General features: G+C 50.7%; 20 protein-coding genes. 5 read left to right on the top strand and 15 right to left on the bottom strand.

Going from position 1 to position 22,049, the window contains the following annotated elements:
* The first annotated feature begins 166 nt into the window (after nucleotides 1-166).
* Nucleotides 167-1,462: a hypothetical protein gene (locus Q1A04_RS02370; protein ID WP_299700670.1), complete on the top strand. Its 1,296-nt coding sequence runs from the start codon at nucleotides 167-169 to the stop codon at nucleotides 1,460-1,462.
* On the opposite strand, the gene Q1A04_RS02365 is transcribed toward Q1A04_RS02370, so the two are convergent.
* From Q1A04_RS02365 to Q1A04_RS02330, 8 genes are all read right to left on the bottom strand, one after another.
* The gene (locus tag Q1A04_RS02365; RefSeq protein WP_299700667.1) at nucleotides 1,449-1,919 is read right to left on the bottom strand and encodes a YbhB/YbcL family Raf kinase inhibitor-like protein; all 471 of its coding nucleotides are present in this window, start codon (nucleotides 1,917-1,919) and stop codon (nucleotides 1,449-1,451) included. The two genes, Q1A04_RS02370 and Q1A04_RS02365, sit on opposite strands and share 14 nt — an antisense overlap.
* Nucleotides 1,920-2,504: 585 nt before the next feature.
* Nucleotides 2,505-2,747: an acyl carrier protein gene (locus tag Q1A04_RS02360; protein WP_299700664.1), complete on the bottom strand. Its 243-nt coding sequence runs from the start codon at nucleotides 2,745-2,747 to the stop codon at nucleotides 2,505-2,507.
* Nucleotides 2,748-2,843: 96 nt separating this feature from the next.
* A complete protein-coding gene (locus Q1A04_RS02355) occupies nucleotides 2,844-6,023 on the bottom strand; it encodes an efflux RND transporter permease subunit (RefSeq protein ID WP_299700661.1) in 3,180 nt (1,059 codons plus the stop codon).
* Between the two features lie 32 nt (nucleotides 6,024-6,055).
* Nucleotides 6,056-7,111: an efflux RND transporter periplasmic adaptor subunit gene (locus Q1A04_RS02350; protein WP_299700658.1), complete on the bottom strand. Its 1,056-nt coding sequence runs from the start codon at nucleotides 7,109-7,111 to the stop codon at nucleotides 6,056-6,058.
* 17 nt (nucleotides 7,112-7,128) lie between these two features.
* Nucleotides 7,129-8,481: a TolC family protein gene (locus Q1A04_RS02345; protein ID WP_299700656.1), complete on the bottom strand. Its 1,353-nt coding sequence runs from the start codon at nucleotides 8,479-8,481 to the stop codon at nucleotides 7,129-7,131.
* Nucleotides 8,482-8,549: 68 nt separating this feature from the next.
* A complete protein-coding gene (locus Q1A04_RS02340) occupies nucleotides 8,550-9,011 on the bottom strand; it encodes a MarR family transcriptional regulator (RefSeq protein WP_299700653.1) in 462 nt (153 codons plus the stop codon).
* A 125-nt stretch (nucleotides 9,012-9,136) separates the two neighbouring features.
* The gene (locus Q1A04_RS02335; RefSeq protein WP_299700651.1) at nucleotides 9,137-9,577 is read right to left on the bottom strand and encodes a DinB family protein; all 441 of its coding nucleotides are present in this window, start codon (nucleotides 9,575-9,577) and stop codon (nucleotides 9,137-9,139) included.
* Between the two features lie 15 nt (nucleotides 9,578-9,592).
* Entirely contained in the window at nucleotides 9,593-11,197 is a 1,605-nt protein-coding gene (locus tag Q1A04_RS02330; RefSeq protein ID WP_299700648.1) for an alpha-amylase family glycosyl hydrolase, read from the bottom strand.
* A 233-nt stretch (nucleotides 11,198-11,430) separates the two neighbouring features.
* Here Q1A04_RS02330 and Q1A04_RS02325 point away from each other — a divergent pair, with 233 nt between their 5' ends.
* On the top strand, nucleotides 11,431-11,661 hold the full coding sequence (locus tag Q1A04_RS02325) for a hypothetical protein (protein ID WP_299700645.1): 231 nt from the start codon (nucleotides 11,431-11,433) through the stop codon (nucleotides 11,659-11,661).
* 1 nt (nucleotide 11,662) lies between these two features.
* Here the strand turns inward: Q1A04_RS02325 and Q1A04_RS02320 are convergent, their stop codons facing one another.
* A complete protein-coding gene (locus Q1A04_RS02320) occupies nucleotides 11,663-11,941 on the bottom strand; it encodes a GNAT family N-acetyltransferase (protein ID WP_299700643.1) in 279 nt (92 codons plus the stop codon).
* A 176-nt stretch (nucleotides 11,942-12,117) separates the two neighbouring features.
* On the opposite strand from Q1A04_RS02320, the gene Q1A04_RS02315 reads away from it, so the two are divergent.
* Together Q1A04_RS02315 and Q1A04_RS02310 are read left to right on the top strand one after the other, a co-directional pair.
* A complete protein-coding gene (locus Q1A04_RS02315) occupies nucleotides 12,118-14,286 on the top strand; it encodes a glycoside hydrolase family 97 protein (protein WP_299700640.1) in 2,169 nt (722 codons plus the stop codon).
* Between the two features lie 126 nt (nucleotides 14,287-14,412).
* On the top strand, nucleotides 14,413-14,598 hold the full coding sequence (locus tag Q1A04_RS02310) for a hypothetical protein (RefSeq protein WP_299700638.1): 186 nt from the start codon (nucleotides 14,413-14,415) through the stop codon (nucleotides 14,596-14,598).
* Nucleotides 14,599-14,663: 65 nt separating this feature from the next.
* On the opposite strand, the gene Q1A04_RS02305 is transcribed toward Q1A04_RS02310, so the two are convergent.
* From Q1A04_RS02305 to Q1A04_RS02280, 6 genes are all read right to left on the bottom strand, one after another.
* Nucleotides 14,664-14,912: an acyl carrier protein gene (locus tag Q1A04_RS02305; RefSeq protein ID WP_299700635.1), complete on the bottom strand. Its 249-nt coding sequence runs from the start codon at nucleotides 14,910-14,912 to the stop codon at nucleotides 14,664-14,666.
* Nucleotides 14,909-16,249, bottom strand: a complete 1,341-nt coding sequence (locus Q1A04_RS02300; protein ID WP_299700632.1) for a dihydrolipoamide acetyltransferase family protein — start codon at nucleotides 16,247-16,249, stop codon at nucleotides 14,909-14,911. Before Q1A04_RS02300 ends, Q1A04_RS02305 begins: the two co-directional genes overlap by 4 nt.
* Entirely contained in the window at nucleotides 16,242-17,228 is a 987-nt protein-coding gene (locus Q1A04_RS02295; RefSeq protein WP_299700629.1) for a pyruvate dehydrogenase complex E1 component subunit beta, read from the bottom strand. The genes Q1A04_RS02300 and Q1A04_RS02295 overlap by 8 nt, the downstream gene beginning before the upstream one ends.
* Nucleotides 17,228-18,199, bottom strand: coding sequence for a pyruvate dehydrogenase (acetyl-transferring) E1 component subunit alpha (gene pdhA / locus Q1A04_RS02290; RefSeq protein WP_299700626.1), 972 nt, complete (start codon nucleotides 18,197-18,199; stop codon nucleotides 17,228-17,230). The genes Q1A04_RS02295 and pdhA overlap by 1 nt, the downstream gene beginning before the upstream one ends.
* A gap of 325 nt (nucleotides 18,200-18,524) precedes the next feature.
* Nucleotides 18,525-20,243, bottom strand: a complete 1,719-nt coding sequence (gene acsA, locus Q1A04_RS02285) for an acetate--CoA ligase (protein ID WP_299700624.1) — start codon at nucleotides 20,241-20,243, stop codon at nucleotides 18,525-18,527.
* 51 nt (nucleotides 20,244-20,294) lie between these two features.
* On the bottom strand, nucleotides 20,295-21,050 hold the full coding sequence (locus tag Q1A04_RS02280; RefSeq protein ID WP_299700621.1) for an SDR family oxidoreductase: 756 nt from the start codon (nucleotides 21,048-21,050) through the stop codon (nucleotides 20,295-20,297).
* Nucleotides 21,051-21,339: 289 nt separating this feature from the next.
* On the opposite strand from Q1A04_RS02280, the gene Q1A04_RS02275 reads away from it, so the two are divergent.
* Entirely contained in the window at nucleotides 21,340-21,966 is a 627-nt protein-coding gene (locus Q1A04_RS02275) for a hypothetical protein (RefSeq protein WP_299700618.1), read from the top strand.
* The last annotated feature ends 83 nt before the right edge of the window (nucleotides 21,967-22,049 follow it).

The raw sequence follows: 22,049 nt of genomic DNA, 5'->3' as shown, positions 1-22,049 counted from the left end.
GCATATGTTTGCTTCAACCGGATTTAAAAGTAACGCAGCAAATTAGCCACAGCGGTATGTGGACAGGTATAGAGTATTTTGCTAAAGCGGTGTTATAACTAGTTAATAGCCAAACAACTAGGTGTTGTTTAAGTAAAATTATCAGAGATGTAAATTAGCTAAACGCATGGCAGAACCTACTATACCTCCCGGATTTCAGGATATGTTACAAGTTGGACTGGTGGAAGCCCTGTTGGGGCGTCGGTCCCGCCGCTTTTTTATGGGAGCCGAGATACCCGACGGCGTGTTTGCCTACAAGTCGCAACATGAGCCGGTGCCGCTTTCAGAGCTGGAGAAAATGCTGGTAGTAACCGCTTGCGCGGGTAATACAGGTTGGCACAACATGATATACCGCGCGCAGCGCTATGCGCCCCACCTTTCTAACTATGCCGCCGCCGCCGGTGGCCGTACTTTTCCTTCCGCGGCTGGCTTCCATACCTCCAAGACTTTTTTCACGGACGATACGGGTGTGTACGTGCTGGACAACCGGGACGCGCCAGCCGCCGCTGACAGAGCGGCAGACGGCTCAGTTGATCTGGATGCCGTGGTGCAGGCCATGCAAAAACACGTCAGAAAACTGCAGGACGGTCGATTGAAACTTCCGGCCGAGGTGCCCTTTGTTGAAGCGCATAATACGTGGGTAGCTAACAAGCCGGGCACGCTGCTAGTGATTCCGGTGGCGGATCTGGCGCAGCATACGCTATTGGCGATTTGTTACATGCTACAGAACGGCCTCGTGCTTTTTGATGACATCAACAAAAGTGCTATACCGGGTATAGAGCGCTTCAAAGACATGGTGGACATTAACAATGTGTGGCCGATCACTTTTGTGGAGCAGTTGTCGCTGGCCGAGGTGACCGTGGAAATGTCAACTTCCTGCTACGCCGGCTCGCTCATGCTGCAGGCCATGGGGCTTGGAGGGTGGCTTTATGATGGGATAGACCCCTTTAGCGTGCTGGGGGCGAGTGGGGTGGAGGGTGTAGAAGGCTTGGGTTTTCGCTACGATACGGATGATCGGTGGCCATACCCGAACCCTACTGGCTTAACAGGGGTGATGGAGGCTTACTGTCCGCCGCACTATCCGGACATGCGCGCCGCCGTGGAGGCGGTGTGTGACAGAAAATTTGGAAAAGGAGGTCCGTTTAACCCAGAGACACCCGGTCCGTGGCGGGATGCGGCTAAAGTGAGGGGTGCCGCCCAAGTGCATGACGAGAAGTTCCGGGAATGTGTGGCCCTGCAGGCGCAGTACGTGTTCGATACCTTTGGGAAATTTCCGGGTACAGTGCCTTCGTTGTTTATCTGTACCTATCTGCAGGCGCACCATCTGGATTTGGCCTTCTATGACAAGTTCTACAAGCCCGGCGCCTACTTGCATACTCATGCAAACCACATGGCGCAGTGGCATCCTGTTACGCCATCATGACGTTGTAGCGGTTGTAAACGCCCATGAGTTCGCCCGTGGCCAGCACATGCGGCCCTATTACCCTAAGTAGCCCCTGCTTGCCCGTGCCCTCTTTTATATTGAGCATCACATCGAGGGCGTATACTTTAAAATAATAGTGGTGCGTGCCCTGCGGCGGACATGGCCCCCCATAGTGTAACTTGCCAAAGTCGTTTGTGCCCTGTATGCCGGGTACTTCTCCTTCTTCTATGAGGTTCGTGGGCGGCACGTTCCATACCAGCCAGTGTGTCCAGATACCCCGTGGCGCATCCGGATCCTCTACAATAATCACCAAACTCTCTGTATACTTTGGGAGATTTCTTATTTCCAAGGGAGGGCTGATATTTTCACCATCACAGGTATAACGGGTAGGTATACGTTCCCCTTGCTGAAATGCAGCACTAGTCAGGTATAGCTTCCCGTGAGTTTTAGTTTGCATAGGCTTCTGTTAACTAGTGAAATCGACGTGTTAAGACGCTCAAAACGCAAGGGTATCAGGTAGAGTAGGGGGCAGGCAATCGACTGAAGTATTATGGTTTATATATTAATATAATAACTTAGATTTATCATAAAGGTTAGCTTTTTTGATTGAAAAAAGTATAGATTTACTAAAAAAATTATTAATTTACTGGCGAAAGTATATGTTTTACCCGTAAAAGGTGAAAAAATAGGTATAAGCCGAGTGAAGGGAAATAGAAAGTTGGGGTTTAGGCCGCGGGAAAAGCTGGGAAAGCCGGCAAATTTCCGTACAGTTTATGAAAATTAAAAAGCAATACGGATATGGAAAAGATGATCATCTTATCAGTACTGGCAATTTATGCGGTAAGCTATTTCATTTACTACATGTATGGAAAAAAGGAGCGATCCGGGCGAGACTATGACCGTTACCGCCTGTAGCGTTCCCCTTGTCTTCGATCTCTTTTAGTGTGCAGGCTTTTGGCTGAACCATGGTTTGTGCGTGTGCATAAAAAAAGGTGCCGGACTTAATCCGGCACCTTTTTTATCTAATGGGAAATTACTCTACTTATCTGACAGTGCTTAGCTGCAGATAATTAACCAAGTCGTCTATCGAATACACGGGTATTTCGTCCGGAATCACGACGTTATACCTTTTCTCCACGGCTAGTATAATATCCACTACGTCAACTATATCCAATCCATTTTCCCAAAGACCTTTGGGACCGGATAGTTTATGGGGGGCGATTGCTTTTAATCTGCTTATCAGATTAATTACCTCTTTGTACAAGGTAGTTCTAGGATCTGCCATATGCTTAAAAATAAAGGGTAGTATTGAACCTCGCATTTCCCTGAACTCCTCCTGCCTTTTAGCCAAGCAGGAGGAGAGGAAAATTAAAACAAGATCTTAGTGCGCAAACTCATGCGCCATTTTCTTTTCTTCGAGCTCTCTGGTTTCATGCTCCAGTTCTTCCAGCGATTTCTCTTCGAGGTGAATAACCGTTTTCTTATCCAGTCCAAACTTGGCCAAGATGCGGTCAAAACCATAGTAGATGATTGGCACCACAATCAGCGTCAGGAACATGGAAGAGCTCAGACCACCAATCAAAGCCCATGCCAGACCGTTCTTGGTCGCGGCCACCGAGCCACCTGCCAAGGCAATCGGCAACATACCGATCACCATCGCCAGCGTCGTCATCAAGATCGGACGGAAACGAATTCTTACCGCTTCGATCAAGGCTTCTTTCACCTCCACACCTTCATCTTTCAGCTTGTTGGTAAAGTCCACCACCATAATGGCGTTTTTGGCTACCAGACCGATCATCATGATAATACCCAGTATCGAGAAGATGCTCAGGGATTGCGATGCTAGCGCCAAGGCCAGCAAGGCACCGATGATGGCCAACGGTATAGAGAACAGTACCACCAGTGGGTATACATAAGAGTCGTACAGGGCCACCATGATCAGGTACACGAAGATGATCGAGGCCAGCAAAGCAATACCCAGCGTACCGAAACCTTCGCTCTGGTTTTTCATGTCGCCTCCGAACTCATAGCTCACACCTTTTGGCGCTTCTACTGCTGCCAGCTTCTCTTGAATCTCTGCACCGATCGAACCAGACGGACGACCAATTACCTGTGAGTTCACGTTCACGGAAGTCACGCGGTTGTAACGCTCCAGCTGCGATGGGCCAGTAGACTGGCGGATGTCTGCAAACTGACCCAGACGCACCAACTGACCCGTGTTATTCACGAATGACAGGTTGGCAATGTCAGTCACGTTGCGGCGGTCGAACTCATCGAGGCGGATGTTGATATCGTAATCTTCGGTGCCGGAGCGGAAGGTTACATCGGAGTTACCACTAAAGGCCAGCTGCATGCTTGCACCCACGTTCTCCAGCGACAGGCCTACGTTGGCCATTTTATCGCGATCCACTACGACTTCAATCTCCGGGTTACCGCCTTCCACTGACATTTCCACGTCGGCTGTACCTGATACACCTTCTACAACGCCCATTACTTGCTGTGAGAAAGCCATTACGCTGTCCAAGTTAGATCCCGAGATGATCAGCTGGATAGGGGCCTGTGAGTTACCCACAAGACCTACCGGCACTGGCGTCACCTCCACGTTTGGCAGTTTGCTCTCGATGTCGGCTTTGGCCTGACGACTGAATTGGTCGGTGCTAAAGGTACGTTCTTTCACATCTACCAGTGTTACCGATACTTCCGCTTTGTATGCCGTGTTCTGTCCCTGCTGTGCCGAAGAGGTAGTTCCCACTGTGGTAAATACTTTCGATACCTCCGGGAATGCCTCCAAGTATTGCTCTACCTGGCGTGTGGCAAAGTTGGTCTGCTCTACAGTCGCGTTCTTTGGCAACTCCAGCTGCAGGCTCACCTCACCACGGTCACCGGCAGGTATAAAGGCCGAACCGATAAAGCCGAGTGGTACTAGCGCAAAAGATGCAACCAGCAAGATCATGGTCACGCCCAGCGTTATAAACTTGTGGTTAAAGGCCCACTTCAGTGCTGCCGTGAAGCCGTCGATGATGCGGTCCAAGAAGCGCTCAAAAGCCAAGATGAAGCGTCCGAAAATGTTCTTATCCGAAATATGCTCCAAACGGGAGAAGCGGCTGGCCAGTAGTGGAATCAGAGTAAAGGCTACGAAGAGCGAGATCATCGTTGAAACGGCCACCACCACCGCAAACTGACGCAAAATGTCTGACACCAGACCCGAAGAAAGGGCAATCGGAATAAACACTACCGTAATTACCAGTGTGATGGACGTAACAGTTGCCATGATTTCACGGATACCGTCATAAGCGGCCTGTGCCGGCTTTTTGCCCATCTCCATGTGGCGGTGAATGTTTTCGATTACCACAATAGCGTCATCCACTAGAATACCCACCACGAGCGAGAGTGCCAGCAGGGACATCAGATTCAGTGAATAGCCAAACAGGTACATGAAAATGAAGGTCGCTACCAAAGACGCAGGTATAGAGATCATCACGATTACCGCGTTTCGGAAAGAGTGCAGGAACAGCAACATCACGACCGCTACCAGAATTACTGCGATCATCAAGTCATGCAGTACTGAATCGGCCGCTTCAAGCGTAAAGTCAGAAGAGTCGTTGGCGATGTTGAAGTTCAACCCAACATCAGCGTAGGTCTTCTCCAAGTCAGCAAGGGCTTCTTTTGTCAAACGGCTTACCTCTACGGCATTGGCATCTGACTGCTTCTGAATCGTGATACCCACTGATGGACTGCTATTTACACGGGTTAGTACTTCAATATCTTTCTGCGTATCCTGTATTTCGGCCACGTCAGCAAGGCGCACAATACCATTTTGGTCTTCTCGTATGATCAGTCCGCGTAGTTGGTCCAGCGACGCAAACTTACCAGCCAGTCGGATCTGTGTCTGTCCGCTTTCCTGCTTGATCTTTCCGGTAGGGAAGTCAAGGTTGGAGTTGCGTATTTTCTGCTGTACCTGCAGGATAGAGAGGTTGTAAGCCTCCAGTTTGTTGGCGTCGATGTTCACTTTGATCTCACGCTCCTGACCGCCCAAAATTTTGATGGCGGCCATACCAGGTATACGCGACAGCTCCGGCTTGATTTTTTTGTCTATCAGGTCATAGAACTCTGTCGGCGACATGTTGGCCGTGGCACCCATCTTGATAATCGGGAGGTCGTCGAGGTCAAATTTGTTGAGCGTTGGCGACTCCGCATTGTCCGGCAAATTGGCTAGGATGGTGTTGATCTTTCGCTGCGCGTCTTGCAGGGCCAAGTCAACGTTGGTCCCTTGGTTCAGCTCCACCACAATAATGGAGAAACTCTCTAGGGAGGTGCCGCGCATCGTTTTCACGTTTTCGAGTGCCGACAAGGCTTCCTCGATTTCTTTTGTCACTGAGTTCTCTACCTCATTAGGAGAGGCACCCGGGTAGATGGTAGAGATGGTCAGCACCGGCGGGTTGAACTTCGGAAGAAGCTCGTAGTTTAGTGCGCTATAACTCGCAACACCCAGCAGTGTGAGGACCGTGAAGACCACTACCACCAAGGTTGAGCGCTGTATAGATATTTTGGTTATGTTCATTTCTAAATATTCTTGAGAAAGAAGTTTGTCTGTTATTTCAGCACCGTTACTTTCATGCCTTCACGTAGGTTGATCTGGCCGCTACGAACCACTTGCTCACCTGGCTGCACACCTTCCAGTATCTCTACTTTGTCCTGCGTTACCACGCCTACACGTACCGGACGCTGACTGGCTTGTCCGTCTTTCACGACATACACAAGCGGGTTCTGGATGCTACCCACGATCGCTTCACGAGGCAACAGCATGGCGTCGCGCTGATCGGCTACATCGAAGAAAGCGGTGCCATACATACCGGCGCGCAGGTTGTTATTGGCTGCATTTTTCACTTCCACCTCCACGTCAAACTTTAGAGTTGCATCAGCCTGTGCGGCAATGGCTGTCACTGTACCTTCATATTCCTGACCGGCACCGGCATCGGCTTTCACTTTCACTTTGTCTCCTTTGTTGATCAGCAGTACTTCACTTTCAGAGGCTTTCACTTTCAGCTTCAGCTTGTCCACGTTCACAATGTCATACAGCTTTGTGCCCGGGTTCAGGAAAGAACCTACTTCTACATAGATCTCGTTGATTTCGCCACCGATAGGGGCCGTGATACGCGTTTTAGTCAGACGCTGACGAGCGGCTACCAATTGCGCTTCCGTAGACTTGGCATTCAGGCGGGCATCCTCCAACTGACGTTTGGTGATCGCGTCGCCGGCGGCCAGGTTCTCGAAACGCTCTAAGTCCCGCTTGGCTTTCTCGGCGTTAGTCTGCGCGGTGGCCAAGTCAGCAGCCATGGTGTTGCTCTCTACCTGTGCTAGCAGTTCGCCTGCTTTCACTTTGTCGCCTTTGCGCTTGAGCACGCTTTTGATCTGGCCCTGTGTTTCAGATAGAAGTGTCAGGCTCTGGATCGGGGCGAAGTTGCCTTGTGCCGTAAACGACTTGTCTAGTTTAGCGGAAGCTACTTCAGTAATGGTAACAGGTATGGCTTCGCTTTTGATGGAGGCTACGGCGGCATTGGCGGCCATTTGCTCTTTGTTGCTCATCAGCTTAAAGCCTATAGCGCCCAAAATCACGATAACGACTACGATATAAATCAGCTTTTTCATTTTGTTCTTTGTGATGCTTATTTAATTAATGTGTTTAGGTCGCCGGTAGCTTTCAGGTAGCCAAGTTGGGCCAGCTGGTACTTCAGCATTTCGTTGTTTAGATTCGTTTTGGCTTCGCGCAGGCTTACCTCTGCCTCCAGCAGGTCGGTCAGCGGTGAGATGCCTTCTTTGTACAGGTCGTTGGTAGTGTCGTATACCTCCTGTGCCAAGGCTACATTGCCCTCTTGTGCTGCAATGGCGGCTGAGCTGTTCTGCAACTGGCTCACCGAGTTTTCGAGTGCCACTTCCAAATTTTTCGTCAGCTTCTGACGATCAGCCTCCAGCGACTTCAAGGTATATTCTGTCTGTTTCACCTGCGAGTGCTTGCGCATGCCATCGAAAATCGGGATGTTGAGTTGCAGGCCGATGATTCCTGTGCTGAACCAAGGCTGGTTAGTGTCAAAGAAGTTGAACTCCTTGCGCATGGCATTGGACTGGTAGGTACCTGTGGCAGCCAGAGTAGGGTAGTAGCCCGCCTTGATGTTCTGCATCTGCAGATTGGTCAGCTCTGTCTGTTTGGTCAGCAACTGCAGTTGCGTCTGCCCTTTCACAAGATCCTTGCTGCTGTTGAAAGCCGCGGCGCCCGTGTCGAGCATAATGCTGGCGTCCGTCAATGCGATACCTTCTTCCAGCGGCATCCCCATGAAGAACTTCAGAATATTCATCTGCTGATCCAGCGCGCTGGTCAGGGTTTGCAATTGCGTCTGAAGATTCGTTCTGTTCACACTGATGCGGTTCACATCCACCTTGCGGGCCAAGTCGTTTTCGTACTGCAACTGCAGGATCTTACCCAGCTGCTCCAGACGGGCCAAGTTGGCGTTGATGATCTGGAACTGCTCTTTCGTCTGCAAAATCTGGAAGTAGGAAGAGCTCACGTTGAAGATCACTTCCTCCTCGGTCATGGTTTTGCGCAGACGGTATAGGTCTTCGCTGCTTTTAGCTGCCTTCAGGCCTACAAAGTAAGATTGGTTGAATAGCAGCTGGGACAGCTGTATACCTGCTGAGGCATTGTACTTGGTCCCGAACTGCACCGGAATCATCTCATCCGGTTTGCCCTCAAACACGTTGGGAATCACCTGCACCGGTATGGCCGGGTACATGTTGAAGTTTCCAAAACCATTCACCTGCGGCAGACCGTTGCTCTTGGCCTCTTTCACCATGTATTTGGCGCTCAGTTCGTCATAGGAGGCTTTCTGCATGTCCTCACTATGCTCTAGCGCATACGTAATGGCCTCCTGCAGACTCAGCGTCTGCACGTCCGGCTTTTCCTGCGCCACAACCGGTTGCACAAAAAGCATGGCCAATCCGACTACTAAATATTTGATTTTCACGTCTTTGTTTATTATGTTTAGATATGAGTAGTTAGTTCTGAAAATTGTGAACTTATTAACTAAAAAAATTAGGCTTTACTTTTTTCCCACTCCTCAATCAGGCGGGGCATTTGCGCTTTCATATAATCCAAAAAGCTGATGAAGTCATTTAGCTTCGTGTCATAAACAGGGTTCTCGCGTTTTCTGACTTCCAATACCCGTTTTAAAAGAGAATTAAGGTGGCTCAGATCCTCCATCTTTTTGGCAAATAACTCACGCCAATTAGAGGATTTAATACGGAAGTACCGTTTGCGGTCACCAGAAAAAGTAGTGTACTCGATATGTCCGGTGTTCAGGAGCATGTTGAGTGCATTACTGGTGGCGCTTTTGCTGATATTGAGCGCTTCGCTGATCTCCTCAAAAGTGAGTTCAGGTTTATCGCACACTAGCAACAGCCCCACCACCCGGGCTACTGCCGGTTGAAAGCCGTTGTTTTCATGATAAATCCCGATTTGTTCGATCAGTTCGCGCTGTTTTTCGCTAAGACTCATATCTTTGCTTTTTTAATTCTATAGCTATAACGGCACAAAGGTATAACTTAGTTTCATTAGTTCATAATTTACAGAACCTAATTTTTAGATATAGTTCTATGGAGAAATTATGCAAGTGTTTGAAACTAAGTTAGCACTCGCCGCAGGTAATTAATCTGTCCAAGGTGGTAGTTTAAATGGCCTGAGAGATGGAGCAGAAAAAAGCCCGTTGTCATTTCATAACCCAGTACTTGTTGCGGGTAAGCTCCTTGCAGCTGTCTTTCCAAAAGCTTCTCTAAGGTATAGGTAACTGTCGCTTTCACTTCCTGTATTTGATGAAGCAAGTCATCCTTGGGGATGTTCTTTTGGCTAAATTCCGCTTCCCGGTTCCGCACGTAACCGCTCCCGCCAAGTATAGCGCCTACATAAGTGTTCAGGTTGCCGACCAAGTGCAGGCAGAGGTTACCGGCCGGATTTGTCACATGACCGGTCACTTTCCATAGGTCCTCCTCCCGCTTAAAAGCCCGGATTTCTTCTGCTAGTCTGTCTAGATCACGGCTAATGATAAAGCTTATTTCTTGTTTCATGTGCTGCAAATGGCGCTATCTCAGTCTGATCACCATTCCCTCATCGCCACTCAAACTTATCCGGTTTTTCACTTCAGTGCCTTCCCGTTCCGGCAGTGTATCAATCTCGATAGTGCCTTCAAACTGAAAATGCCCTGGCTTAAAGTGGCATGTCTTATGGCTCAGGTTCAGCAGTATCAGAAAGCGGGTTTCGGAGGTATAGCGCATGTAGGCCAACAATGGTTTTTGCGCTTCCAAAGGTTTGTAGTCTCCGATGCGAAGGGCATCTTCTTTCTGGCGCAGGGTCATGAGGCGCTGATGAAGTGCGAGCATAGAGCTGTGATCATCAGTCTCCACTTTTATGTTTACCCGGCGGTAGTTTTCAGGCAGGGGTAGCCATGGTTTGGCTTTGCTGAAGCCGGCATTTTCGCTGTCATCCCATTGCATGGGCGTGCGCTGCGGGTCACGGCTCAGGTTGAGACCGGGCATGTTGATGCCCTGTGGGTCCTGTACCTCTTCCTCAGGTATAGGCACGTCACGCATACCAATCTCATCGCCATAATATATAGTAGGTGTTCCGCGTAAGGTGAGCAAAAGCATGGCCGCCACGCGTGCTTGGTCCTGACCTACGCGGCTGGAGATGCGCGACTGGTCATGGTTTCCGAGTACCCAATTAGGCCATCCTCCTTCGGGCAAAGCAGCCTCGTACTGGTTGATGTTGGAGGCGATTTTATCAGCATCCCAATCTGTGGAGAGCAACAGGAAGTTGAAAGGCAGGTGTGCCCCGTTCTTGTCCGTTCCGTAATAAGTCATCAGCTTGTGTATGGGCAGGTAGATCTCACCGATCATCATTCGCTCGTCGTAGCTGTCGAGCACCTTGCGCATCATGTGCACAATGTCGTGCACCTCGGGCTGGTCAGTGGAGTAGGCCGGGATCAGCTTTTCGTAGGTGGCTTGGTGCGATTTGTAATCGGGATTGGTAGGGTTGTCGCGCAGCTGGTCGTCTTTGATCATGTGCCACATCACGTCCACCCGAAAACCGTCCACGCCCTTGTCTAGCCAGAAGCGCATGACATCCATCATCGCCTCTTGCACCTCCGGGTTGCGCCAGTTCAGATCGGGTTGTTCTTTCAAGAAGGCGTGGTAGTAGTATTGTTCCGTTTTCTCGTCCCATTCCCATGCACTGCCGCCGAACACGCTGAGCCAGTTGTTTGGCTCAGAGCCGTCCTCGTTGGCATCTTCCCAGATGTACCAGTCGCGCTTCGGGTTGTCCTTAGAAGAGCGCGACTCCTTAAACCACGGGTGCTCATTGGAAGTGTGGTTGGGCACAAGGTCCAGAATCAGCTTCATGTCACGGTCGTGCACCGCCTGCAAGAGCTCATCGAAATCGTCCATGGTGCCAAACAGCGGATGGATGCCGCAGTAATCTGAAATGTCGTAGCCAAAATCGGCCATGGGAGAGGAGAAAATGGGGGATATCCAAATAGCGGTTATACCCAGTGATTTGATGTGATCGAGTCGTTGGATGATGCCTTGCAAGTCGCCCACGCCATCGCCGTCGCTGTCCTGATAAGAACGGGGATAGATCTGGTAAATAACTCCTTCCTGCCACCACAGGTATTTTTGCTGCGCGTCTTTCATCGTCTGTTGGTTTGGTCTTCAAAACGGCCTCTGGCCGGTATTATCTTTATTAATGATTCATGTACGGGAGAAAGTGGAGGCGGGGTATGACAGAACCCTCGTTGGATAAGCCATAGCGCGAGTGGGGACGGCAAAAGTCTAGTACGGAATCTTCGACTCGCGTCATTTTCAGGTATACTTGTAACTCAACCAGACAATAGCGCGTGCGTTATAAGTAATTGACATTGACAAATATGGAGCACAGTTTTACTTCCTTTTTTACAGGTTTAGGGTTGATCGGCATCCTGATCGGTATGATGCTGTTGGTGTTTGTGGTATGGAGTGTGATTTGGTCCTACTATGATGCCCGCCGCCGGGGAAAATCCCCTTGGCTGGTGGCCCTGATGGTGCTGTTTATGGTATGGCCCGTCGGCTTGGTCCTCTGGCTGATGCTCCGCCCCCAAAAAGTAGAGCAACAGGTATAGCCTACTTCCAGCACACGATATCTTCGTATTCTTTGTGGCGCTTCACATATGTTTCCACTACCGGGCAGGAGGGGATAATCTGGCAGTTCTGCGACTTGGCGTGCTCTAGTCCGGCTTTTACCAGTTTGTCGGCCACTCCCTGACCACGGTAATTCTCAGGCACAAAGGTATGATCGAAGTCCATGTGGCCTTCATCCGTAATGGAGTAGGTAAGTTCCGCCTGACCGCTCTCAAGCGGCGCATAAAATCTTGTATCTTCTTCGTCGTGAATGATTTCCATAGGGAATTAAATAAGTAGTCCGGAACAGGTATACGGCATATAGGGACACGTGTTAGACAGGATGGTGCGGAAGAAAGCGATTTTTAATGTAATTTGCAGTCTTAAGATTTACAACCCGTGGCGGGCTTCTGGAGTACAATCAGCGACCCAACACACTCATGTCACTTTTCTACACTATGCAGCAACACGCTAACCTGATCGGTCGCTTCTCGCAGCGGCTATCCCTTTTCCTTTTCCTGTTCCTGATCACCGTGCTAGTGCAGGCGCAGACCATCACCTCCCCGGACAAGAACTTGACCATGAAGTTTGAACTGGCCGCCAACGGGGTGCCCACTTACCAGCTGACTTACAAAAAGAAGCCGGTGATCAAGCAAAGCAAAATGGGTTTTGAGATGAAGGACGTACCTTCGATGATGAACGGTTTTGCCGTAGCTAAAACTGAGCAGAACACGGTGAACGACACGTGGGAGCCGGTATGGGGCGAGCAAAAAACCATTCGCAACAACTACAATGAGTTGCTGGTGACGCTGAACCAAAAAGAGCACAAAGACCGCCACATCCGCATTCGCTTCCGTTTGTTCAACGACGGACTGGGCTTCCGCTATGAGTTTCCGGAACAGGAGGAACTTAAGTACTTTATCATCAAAGAGGAACATACGGAGTTTAACTTAACCGGCGATCACAAGATTTTCTGGATTCCGGGCGACTACGACACCAATGAGTATGCCTATACCACGTCACAGATTTCTCAGATTCCGAGTCTGATGGAGAAAGCGACCATCGACGTGCATGCCCAGCACCCGATCAAAGCGCTTTCTGTACAGACCCCTTCCATGATGAAATCATCTGATGGACTGTACATTAACATTCACGAGGCTGCTTTGCTCAACTACCCGGCCATGCATCTGAACGTGGATCCGAAGACCTTCAAGTTTAGCTCTCACCTAACGCCGGACGCCGTAGGTAACAAAGGCTACCTGCAAACCGAGACACATACCCCATGGAGAACTATTGTGGTGAGCGACAAAGCAACCGACATTCTAGAATCTAAACTAATCCTCAACCTGAACGAACCGACTGAATACGAAGACGTGTCGTGGATCAAGCCGGTGAAGTACATCGGTATCTGGTGGGAGTATTTCGTAGCCGGCAAAAGCTCTTGGGCTTACGGCAAGGAAACGAACGTGAAACTGACCGATGACCATTCGCAACTGACGCCGAACGGACGCCATGGCGCAACAAACGAGAATGCCAAAAAGCATATCGATTTCGCAGCGGAGCATGGTTTTGACGCCGTGCTGATCGAAGGTTGGAACGTAGGCTGGGAAGACTGGTTCGGTAACTGGAAAGAAGAAGTATTTGACTTCGTAACTTCATACCCTGATTTTGATGTGAAAGAGTTGCAGAAATATGCTGAGTCGAAAGGCGTGCGCGTGATGATGCACCACGAAACCTCCGGCTCTGCCACCAACTATGAGCGGCGTCTGCACGAAGCATTTCAGTTCATGCAGGACCATGGTTACAATTCTGTGAAGACTGGCTATGTGGGCAAGATCATCCCGCGCGGCGAGCACCACGACGGACAGTGGATGGTAAACCACTACAACCACGTAGCCAGAACAGCGGCCAAGTATAAGATCATGATCAACAGCCACGAGGCGGTTCGCCCAACAGGTTTGCACCGTACTTTCCCGAACTGGCTGGCGCAGGAGTCTGCACGCGGTACTGAGTTTGAGGCGATGGGCGGTCTGGCCCCTGACCACGCTACCATTCTGCCGTTTACCCGCCTGATGGGTGGCCCAATGGATTACACACCGGGTATTTTCCAGACGGACCTGTCGTACTACCACGGCGGAGAGCAGCGTGTGAACACCACATTAGTGAAGCAGCTGGCCTACTACGTGACTATGTATAGCCCGCTGCAAATGGCCGCTGATATTCCGGACAACTATACCCGCTTCCCGGAGGCTTTCCAGTTCATAAAAAATGTTGCGCTTGACTGGGACGACACGTGGGTATTGGAAGCCGAGCCGGGCGACTATGTAACGATTGCCCGCAAAGCGAAAGGCAAAAATGAGTGGTATGTAGGCGGTATTACCGATGAGAACACCCGCACAGCCAACGTTCGTTTTGACTATCTGCCAAAAGGCAAAACCTACATTGCGACAATCTACGCTGATGCGAAAGATGCCAGTTGGAACAAAAACCCACAGAAGCATACCGTACGCAAAGTGCTGGTGAACTCGAAGAGCGTACTCAAGCAGCACTTGGCCTCAGGCGGTGGTGTAGCGGTAAGTGTAAAAGAGGGAAGCAAGCAGGAGCAAAAAGGTCTGAAGAAGCTATAGATTCTTGATGCAATTAAAATACAAAAGCGCCGTGCAGATATGTACGGCGCTTTTTTTTGCTAAAATCGAATTATTTTAAAGTGAAATTTGTATCTTTTTGATAGATAAACTTTTAGCCACTTACCTATGAACTCAGACGAATTTGAAGCAAACTTTACCCAAATCCTTGACACGATCTTAAACGCCCTTGCTAATAGCTCCGAAGTTAAACCCGAGAAGTTTTATAGTGAGGCCAGCAGAATAGAGAACCTGCGTTTTTTAAGCCCTGTGTTTTATGACGCCATAAATCATCCAGAAGACAGTCAATCGTGAGTGATTGTCATGAGACGTTTTTAAAGTTTGAAAGCCACGTAGTTTGAATTCTGCGTGGCTTTCTTTTAATTCTTAACGTTTGCCTCGATATACTCCGTCAATTCCCGCAGCGTCTGAATCTTCCCGTAATCTTCCTCCGGCGTTTGTATGCCAAATTTTTCATCTAGCGCCACCATAAACTGTAGGTAATCGAAAGAGTCTATACCTAAGGTTTGTCGGATGTTGTCGTCAGGCTGCAGCTGTTCGGGTTCTGTGTCCGGGGCTATCCCTTTTAGTTGCTGCAGCAGTGTCTGTTTGATTTCTTCTGATGTCATAGTTTGTCGGGTTGTTGTAAGTAGTTTTTGATGGCCGTCAGGAATTTGCTGCCCGTGCTGCCGTCTGAGGCACGGTGGTCGGCGGCGAGGGTGGCCGTGAGGATAGGCCGTACGGTGAGCATGCCATTCTCGGACCAAGGCTGTTCGGTGATGCCTCCAAAACCTACCAACGCTACCTGTGGCGGATAAATCACCCCGTATACCACTTCGACCCCGGCCTCTCCGAGACTGGTTACCGTGATGGTGGAGTCGGCGAGCTCGGAGCTTCGCAGCCGAAGGGCCCGGGCCCGCGGAATGAGGTCGTTTAGCGCCTGCATGATCTCGTCCAGCGTTTTAGTGTCGGTTTCGTGAATGGTGGGCACCATGATGCCCCCCGTTCGAAGCGCCACCACATAGCCGACGTTAATTAGCTCTTTTCGCTGCAAGCCATTTTCCCATGTCGCATTCAGCTCCGGTATGTCGTTCAGCGCTTTCGCCACCGCTTTGATCAGCAGGGCGGCAGGAAGCAGGCGCTCTTTCACGGGACGCTGTTTGTTTGTTTCCGAGAGCCAAGCCAAGGCTTTGCTCATGTCAATCTTTGTCTCCAGATAGTAATGCGGTATCTCCCGGTTCGACTTGCCCATCGCGGCGGCCACTGCCATACGGATGGTATCAGCAGAAGCAGAAGCTTTGGCAGTAGGTATAGGTGCAGCTGGTTCAGGTATAGAAGGGGAGGCAACTTCTGCCTTGGTGTCGGGTATAGTAGCCGGAGTTGGGGTCTTCTCCTTAGGTATAGCAGGTTTGGCTGGTGCTTCTTCCTTAGCTTCCCGGGCAGCCTTTGCTGGCGCAGCCTGCGCTGCAATGGCATGCTCTACATCATCACGGGTAATGGCGCCTTCGGGACCGGTGCCGTGTACAGTGGCAATATCAATTCCTTTTTCGGCAGCAACGCGCTTGGCTAAGGGAGAAGCGCGAATATGATGCGATTCCGGTGCGTGCTCGGGTATCGCAGGTCCCTCAGCCCTTTGTGCTCCCTCTTCTGCAGGTACAGCCTGCGCTGCTGTTTCAGGTATAGGGGCTTTAACTCCAGCGGCAGGTATGGCCTTTCCGCTGGCGGCCTCCTCTTCTGTCAGGATCGTGGCCATGGACCGGCCCACAGGTACCTGTTCATCGAGGTTCACCAGCAGCTCACCGATGATGCCCTCTTCAAACACCTCAATCTCGATGATGCCTTTTTGGGTTTCGACTTCGGCGATGATGTCGCCTTTCCGGATGCGGTCGCCGGGCTTCACGTGCCATTCTCTAAGGAAGCCGCTTTCCATGTCGGCACCAAGGCTGGGCATTTTATACTCAAGCATGCTGTAGCAGAGTTTTGATAGCTGAAACAATTTGCGCCGGCTGTGGCACCGAGGCATCCTCCAAATGTTTGGGATAAGGTATAGGCACCTCTGCACCGCATAGACGCTGCACGGGCGCGTCGAGTTCGTAAAAGCAGCGTTCCATGATTCGAGCGCTCACCTCCGACGACACGCTCACCGATTTGCTGGCATCCTCCACCACAAAGGCCCGGTTGGTTTTCGTAACCGAAGCCACAATCGTCTCTTCATCTAAAGGGCGCAATACACGCAAATCCACCACCTCAACCTCTATACCTGCCTGCGCCAACTCCTCCGCCGCCGTCAGGGATTTGTACACGCCGGTACCATAGGTGAAAATAGAAATATCCTTACCCTCGCGCCGCACTTTGGCTTTTTGGATGTCTACACCCGTAAGATCCTCGGGCAATTCCTTTTCCATATTCAGCAGCGAGGTATACTCGAAGATAATGACCGGGTCCGGATCAGCGAGGGCAGGAGCGAGCATGTGGCGGGCGTCTTCGTGCGTACCGGCAGAAAGTATCCGCAAACCCGGAAGATGCGCAAACAGCGGCTCCCAGCTGTGAGAGTGCTGCGCCGCCAACTGCCGGCCTATACCCGTGCTCATCCGGATGACGAGCGGCACGTTGAACTGTCCGCCGGACATGTGCAGTAGCGTGGCGGCATTGTTGGCGATCTGGTCCAAGGCCAGCAGACTGAAGTTGACGGTCATGATCTCGACAATAGGCCGCATGCCACCTAAAGCAGCGCCTATACCTGCGCCTACGAACCCGGCCTCCGACAAAGGCGTGTCCATGATGCGTTCCGGTCCGAATTCCTGCAGCAGGTTTTTGCTCACGGCAAAAGCACCCCCGTAGTGGCCCACATCTTCGCCCATCATAAACACACGCTCGTCGGCCAGCAAGGCTTCCCGGATGGCCTGTTTGATGCACTCGCGGTATGTGATCAGGTTACCTGCCATTAGTTCGCCTTTTCGCTATAGGTATATTTCAACAGTTCTTCCACAGGCTCAAAGCTGCAGCTTTCCGCAAAGGCCACGGCTTGCTCTACTTCCTGTTGCACCTGTTTCTCTATGGCTTGGTAGTCCTCGTCATTTAGCATTTTTTGCTGAAGCAACAGCTCCTTAAAGCTTGTAATCGGGTCGCGTTGCTTCCATTCTTCTACCTCCTTCTTTTCGCGGTAGAGTTCGGCGTCGAACATGGAGTGCGCTCGGAAACGGTAGGTGTTGCAGACAAGAAAGTGCGGCTGACCGGTTTGACGTATCGAATCAACCGCCTCGTTGGCCGCCTGCATCACGGCCATCAGATCCATGCCGTCAACAGAGGACGAGGCAATACCATAAGCGGCTCCTTTTTTCTCTAAATCCTGTTGGGCATGGGTATAGCGCAGGGCGGTGCCCATGGCGTAGAGGTTGTTTTCGCAAACAAACAACACGGGCACTTGCCAAAGCGCTGCTAGGTTCATGGCTTCGTGGAAGGCGCCCTCAGCCATGGCGCCCTCCCCGAAAAAACAGCAGGTAATCTGATTACGCTGCAGTTTCTTATCCGCCAATCCTAAGCCGACAGCCATCGCCAAATGGCCCGCCACGATCGCATTGCCGCCGTAGAATTTCGTTTTGGCATCGAAAAGGTGCATCGAACCGCCGCGTCCGCGACTGCAGCCTTCAAGTTTGCCATACATCTCCGCCATGATCACCCCCGGCTCCATACCCCGCACCAGCGCGTGCCCATGCTCTCGGTAGGTGCACATCACATTGTCATCCGGCTGCAAAGCCTGCAGCACACCCACCGCCACGGCTTCCTCCCCGATGTAGAGGTGCAGAAAGCCCCTAATCTTTTCTTTGGTATACATCTCCGCCGCCTTCTCCTCAAACCGTCTGATTAAGAGCATCTGGGAAAGGAGTTTCTTGACTTGGTCTGGATTGAGGTTCATAGTTTGCAGCAGTTGTTGGTTTATTAGTTGGTCAATTATAGTTTGAGCGACCTTGCCATATGCTATCTAGCAACTTTTCAAACTTTAGTCTTTTCGGATGTACAGTACCATTGGTATTAAAAAATATCCCCTTGAGGACAAGTGAGAACGGTAGTTCGAAACTTGCGACCTTAGGTCAATAGGGGTGTTAATATTTGAGCCAAAATCCCCAACACTTAACTTCACAGGTGTAAACACCCCTGCGGTCCCCTCAAGGGGACAGTTTTGACCTCAGTATTTTATCCTGCCACTCTTTTCTAATTCCTAATACTTATTTCGGAACAGTCTACGGCTGTTCCAACGTCGACAAATCTCCTTCAGGCAAGCCCAACTCTCTTGCTTTGAGCAAGCGCCTCAAAATCTTGCCGCTGCGGGTTTTGGGCAGGTTATCGATGAAGGAAATCTCTTTAGGAGCCACAGCCGGACCCAATTTTCGTCGGGCATGTGCTTTGATGTCCATTTCAACTTGCGCATCTGGTTTTATGTCGGGTTTCAGCACGATAAAGGCCTTCACCAATTCCCCGATCAGCTGATCCGGCTTACCTATCACTGCGGCTTCGGCTACGGAGGGGTGTTCCATCAAGGCGCTTTCCACTTCAAATGGGCCCACCATGTGGCCGGAAGTTTTGATGATGTCATCGGCGCGACCCACAAACCAGTAGTAACCGTCGGCATCGCGACGTGCCAAGTCGCCGGTCATGTACCAGTCGCCACGGAAGCTTTTGTTGTAGCGCTCCTCGTCGTGCAGGTAGGTGCGGAACATCGAGGGCCAGCCCCGCTTCAGCACCAAATGTCCGTCTTTATCAGGTTCGTCTATGATCCGGAAACTATCGTCTACCACTTCGGCTATGGCAGCCTCCACACCCGGCAATGGTTTGCCCATGGAGCCCGGTCGCACTTGCATCGCCCTGTAGTTGGCGATCATGATACCGCCGGTTTCGGTTTGCCACCAGTTGTCCAGAAAAGGCATCCCGAAGTTTTGCTCACCCCATACCACGGCCTCAGCGTGCAGCGGTTCGCCCACACTCAGCATCAGCCGTAAATTGTCCAGCTTAAATTGTTCCCGCGGGTTGATGTTCATGCGCATGAGCCGACGTATACCTGTGGGGGCGGTATACCAGATGTTCACTTTCTGTTCTTCCAGTATAGAATACCAGCGGGTGGCATCAAATTCCTCTTCATCCACGATGTTGGTGACCCCATTCACGAGCGGTGCAATGATGCCGTAGGAAGTGCCCGTTACCCAGCCCGGATCTGCGGTGCACCAGTACACATCGTCGGGGTGAAAATCAAGCACGTATTTGCCCGTGACATAATGCACCAGCACGGCCTTGTGCACGTGCAGCGCCCCTTTGGGCATACCGGTCGTGCCGCTGGTAAAGTGCAGCAAAGCTGGATCTTCGGGGTCGGTAGGAGGGATGGTGAACTCGTCCGAAGCGTCTTCCATCAAACGGGGCAGCGAGCGGACTTTATCACTTTCGTCCTCTTCAATGTCGGTGAGCAGAACGTACTGTAACTCCGGCAGGCGCTCCAGCAATTGGCGTACTTTTTTCTCGAATAGGTCTTGGGTTGTGACGAGCACTTTAGCGTTGCCGCGGCTCAGTCGCTGGAACACGGGCTCGGGCCCGAATACATTGAACAAGGGACAGAAAACAGCCCCTTTTTTGAGCGCGCCCAGCGCGGAAAAGTAAAGCTCAGGTATACGCCCTAGAAAAGAGAACATCCTGTCGCCTTTGTTGACATTGAGTTCATTCAGCAAATTGGCAAAACGGTTAGTCAGTTCTTTAAAATCCTGATAAGTACAGTCTGTCGTAGACCGGTCTTTGTGTATGAAGCGAAAGGCCACCTGATCGCGCCGATCTTCCGCAGCATGCCGGTCAATGGCCTCGTGCGCGATGTTCAGTCCTCGTCTGTCTGGCAAACCGCTTAGGTTCTCCATTTCCTTCTCCCAACTGAAGCCGGAAGTAATAGAGGTGTAGTCAGGTAAGTTCGGCGCTACAGACATTTTATTAATGAATAATTATTATTGGATAATGATTAATTCCTCAATCTTAATTCATCTTGCTACCCAGCCGCCGTCTGCCAACAGTGCATGGCCTGTAACGAAAGAGGAGGCATCGGAACAGAGCCAGAGGGCGGCTTCCGCAATTTCCTCGGGTGTGCCTGCTCTGCCTAGAGGCTCACCGCTGATCATGGCTTCTTTGGTTGTTTTATTTTTGTCGATGAACCGGTCAATCATCGGTGTCTGGATCACGCCGGGGCAAACGGCATTAACGCGTATGCCTGTGGTGGCGTATTCGAGTGCAGCGGTTTTGGTGAGGCCGATCACCCCGTGTTTCGAAGCGGTATAGGCAGGTATACCCGGAAAGCCGATCACGCCGGCTATGGAAGAGCAATTGACAATAGCGCCCTTTCCCTGACGAAGCATGTGCGGAATCTGGTATTTCATGCACAACCAGACACCTTTCAGGTTGATGCCGATTACTTTTTCAAAATTTTCCTCCGTACCCTCATGGGTAGGAGCCGATTCACCCTCTATACCCGCATTGTTGAAGGCATAGTCCAGTCTGCCAAAGGTGGTGACCGTCTTCTCGACCATGGCCTGTACATTGCCGGCTTTGGAGACATCACATTTGATAAAAATCGCCTCACCACCACCTTGTTGGATAGCGTTCAAAGCTTCTTGGTCTTCCACCCAATCTACTATGGCCACTTTGGCACCCCGTTGCGCGAACATAATGGCCGTGGCTCTGCCTATACCGAAACTTCCCCCGGTTACAATGGCTACTTTGTTTTCAAATTCTCTTTCCATAATAGTAGTATAGCAATGGAGATCTTTAGGAAAACTTAACATCAAGGGTCTTCTGACTACTTCTAGCAGGAGTAGCTGAAGCTACTTTGTATAAAGAAGTATGAAGGGTGCGTTTGGGTAGCCGTGATACTACGTAATAGGTGTGTTTACTATATTGATAAATATTATTTGATAAGTTATACGTATGTAGTAGGAGAAAGACAAAAAACTGTCTTAATAATTGTTTGGCTGTGTTGCGGTAGCCACAGGAAGTTGATAGCAGAATGCAGATAATATTTAAAAAATGGCTATGACGAAGAGGAAGATGGGAAAAGGGACGTTGGCTGTTGCCGCACTACTAGGCTATGTGGCGGCTTTGGCGATATTCAGGCGTCAGTACGTGCAGTGGGGAGCTACCGATGCAGAGGCGGCGCAGCCCCTGCCTGGTGATGAGATCATGGCATATGCCGCGTCCAATCATGCTGTTACCATACATGCGCCCGTGGAGGTGGTGTGGGCTTGGCTAGTACAGATCGGACAAGACAAAGCCGGCTTTTACAGTTACTCCTTTCTGGAGAACTTGGTACGGGCAGACATCCACAATGCCGACCGAATTGTGCCGGAGTGGCAGCACCTGAAGGCTGGCGACACGATACGGCTTGGCTCTAAAAAGGTGTATGGTGACAAAACGCTGCTGAAAGTAGTTGCACTTGAGAAGAACCACTACATCGTGCTCGAAGGCTGGGGTGCTTTTGTGCTTCAACCGATCGATGCCCATAATACGCGATTCATCATTCGCTCGCACGGACGTAAATTTAACCTGCTCTACAACGTCTTGGTCTTTTTGCTGTTCGACCCGATTCATTTTATGATGGAGCGGAAGATGCTGCTTGGCATTAAAGAGCGGGCGGAGCGGCAGTACCGGAAGTCTCACTAGCGGCAGGTATAATGAATAGGAAAAAGCGAAGCCGCTCAATCTATAGAATAAGCGGCTTCGCCTTGCAAAATATAAATGGCTGA

The organism is uncultured Pontibacter sp., from assembly GCF_947499215.1.
GTDB lineage: Bacteria > Bacteroidota > Bacteroidia > Cytophagales > Hymenobacteraceae > Pontibacter.
This window is presented reverse-complemented; position numbering and strand designations above follow the sequence as displayed.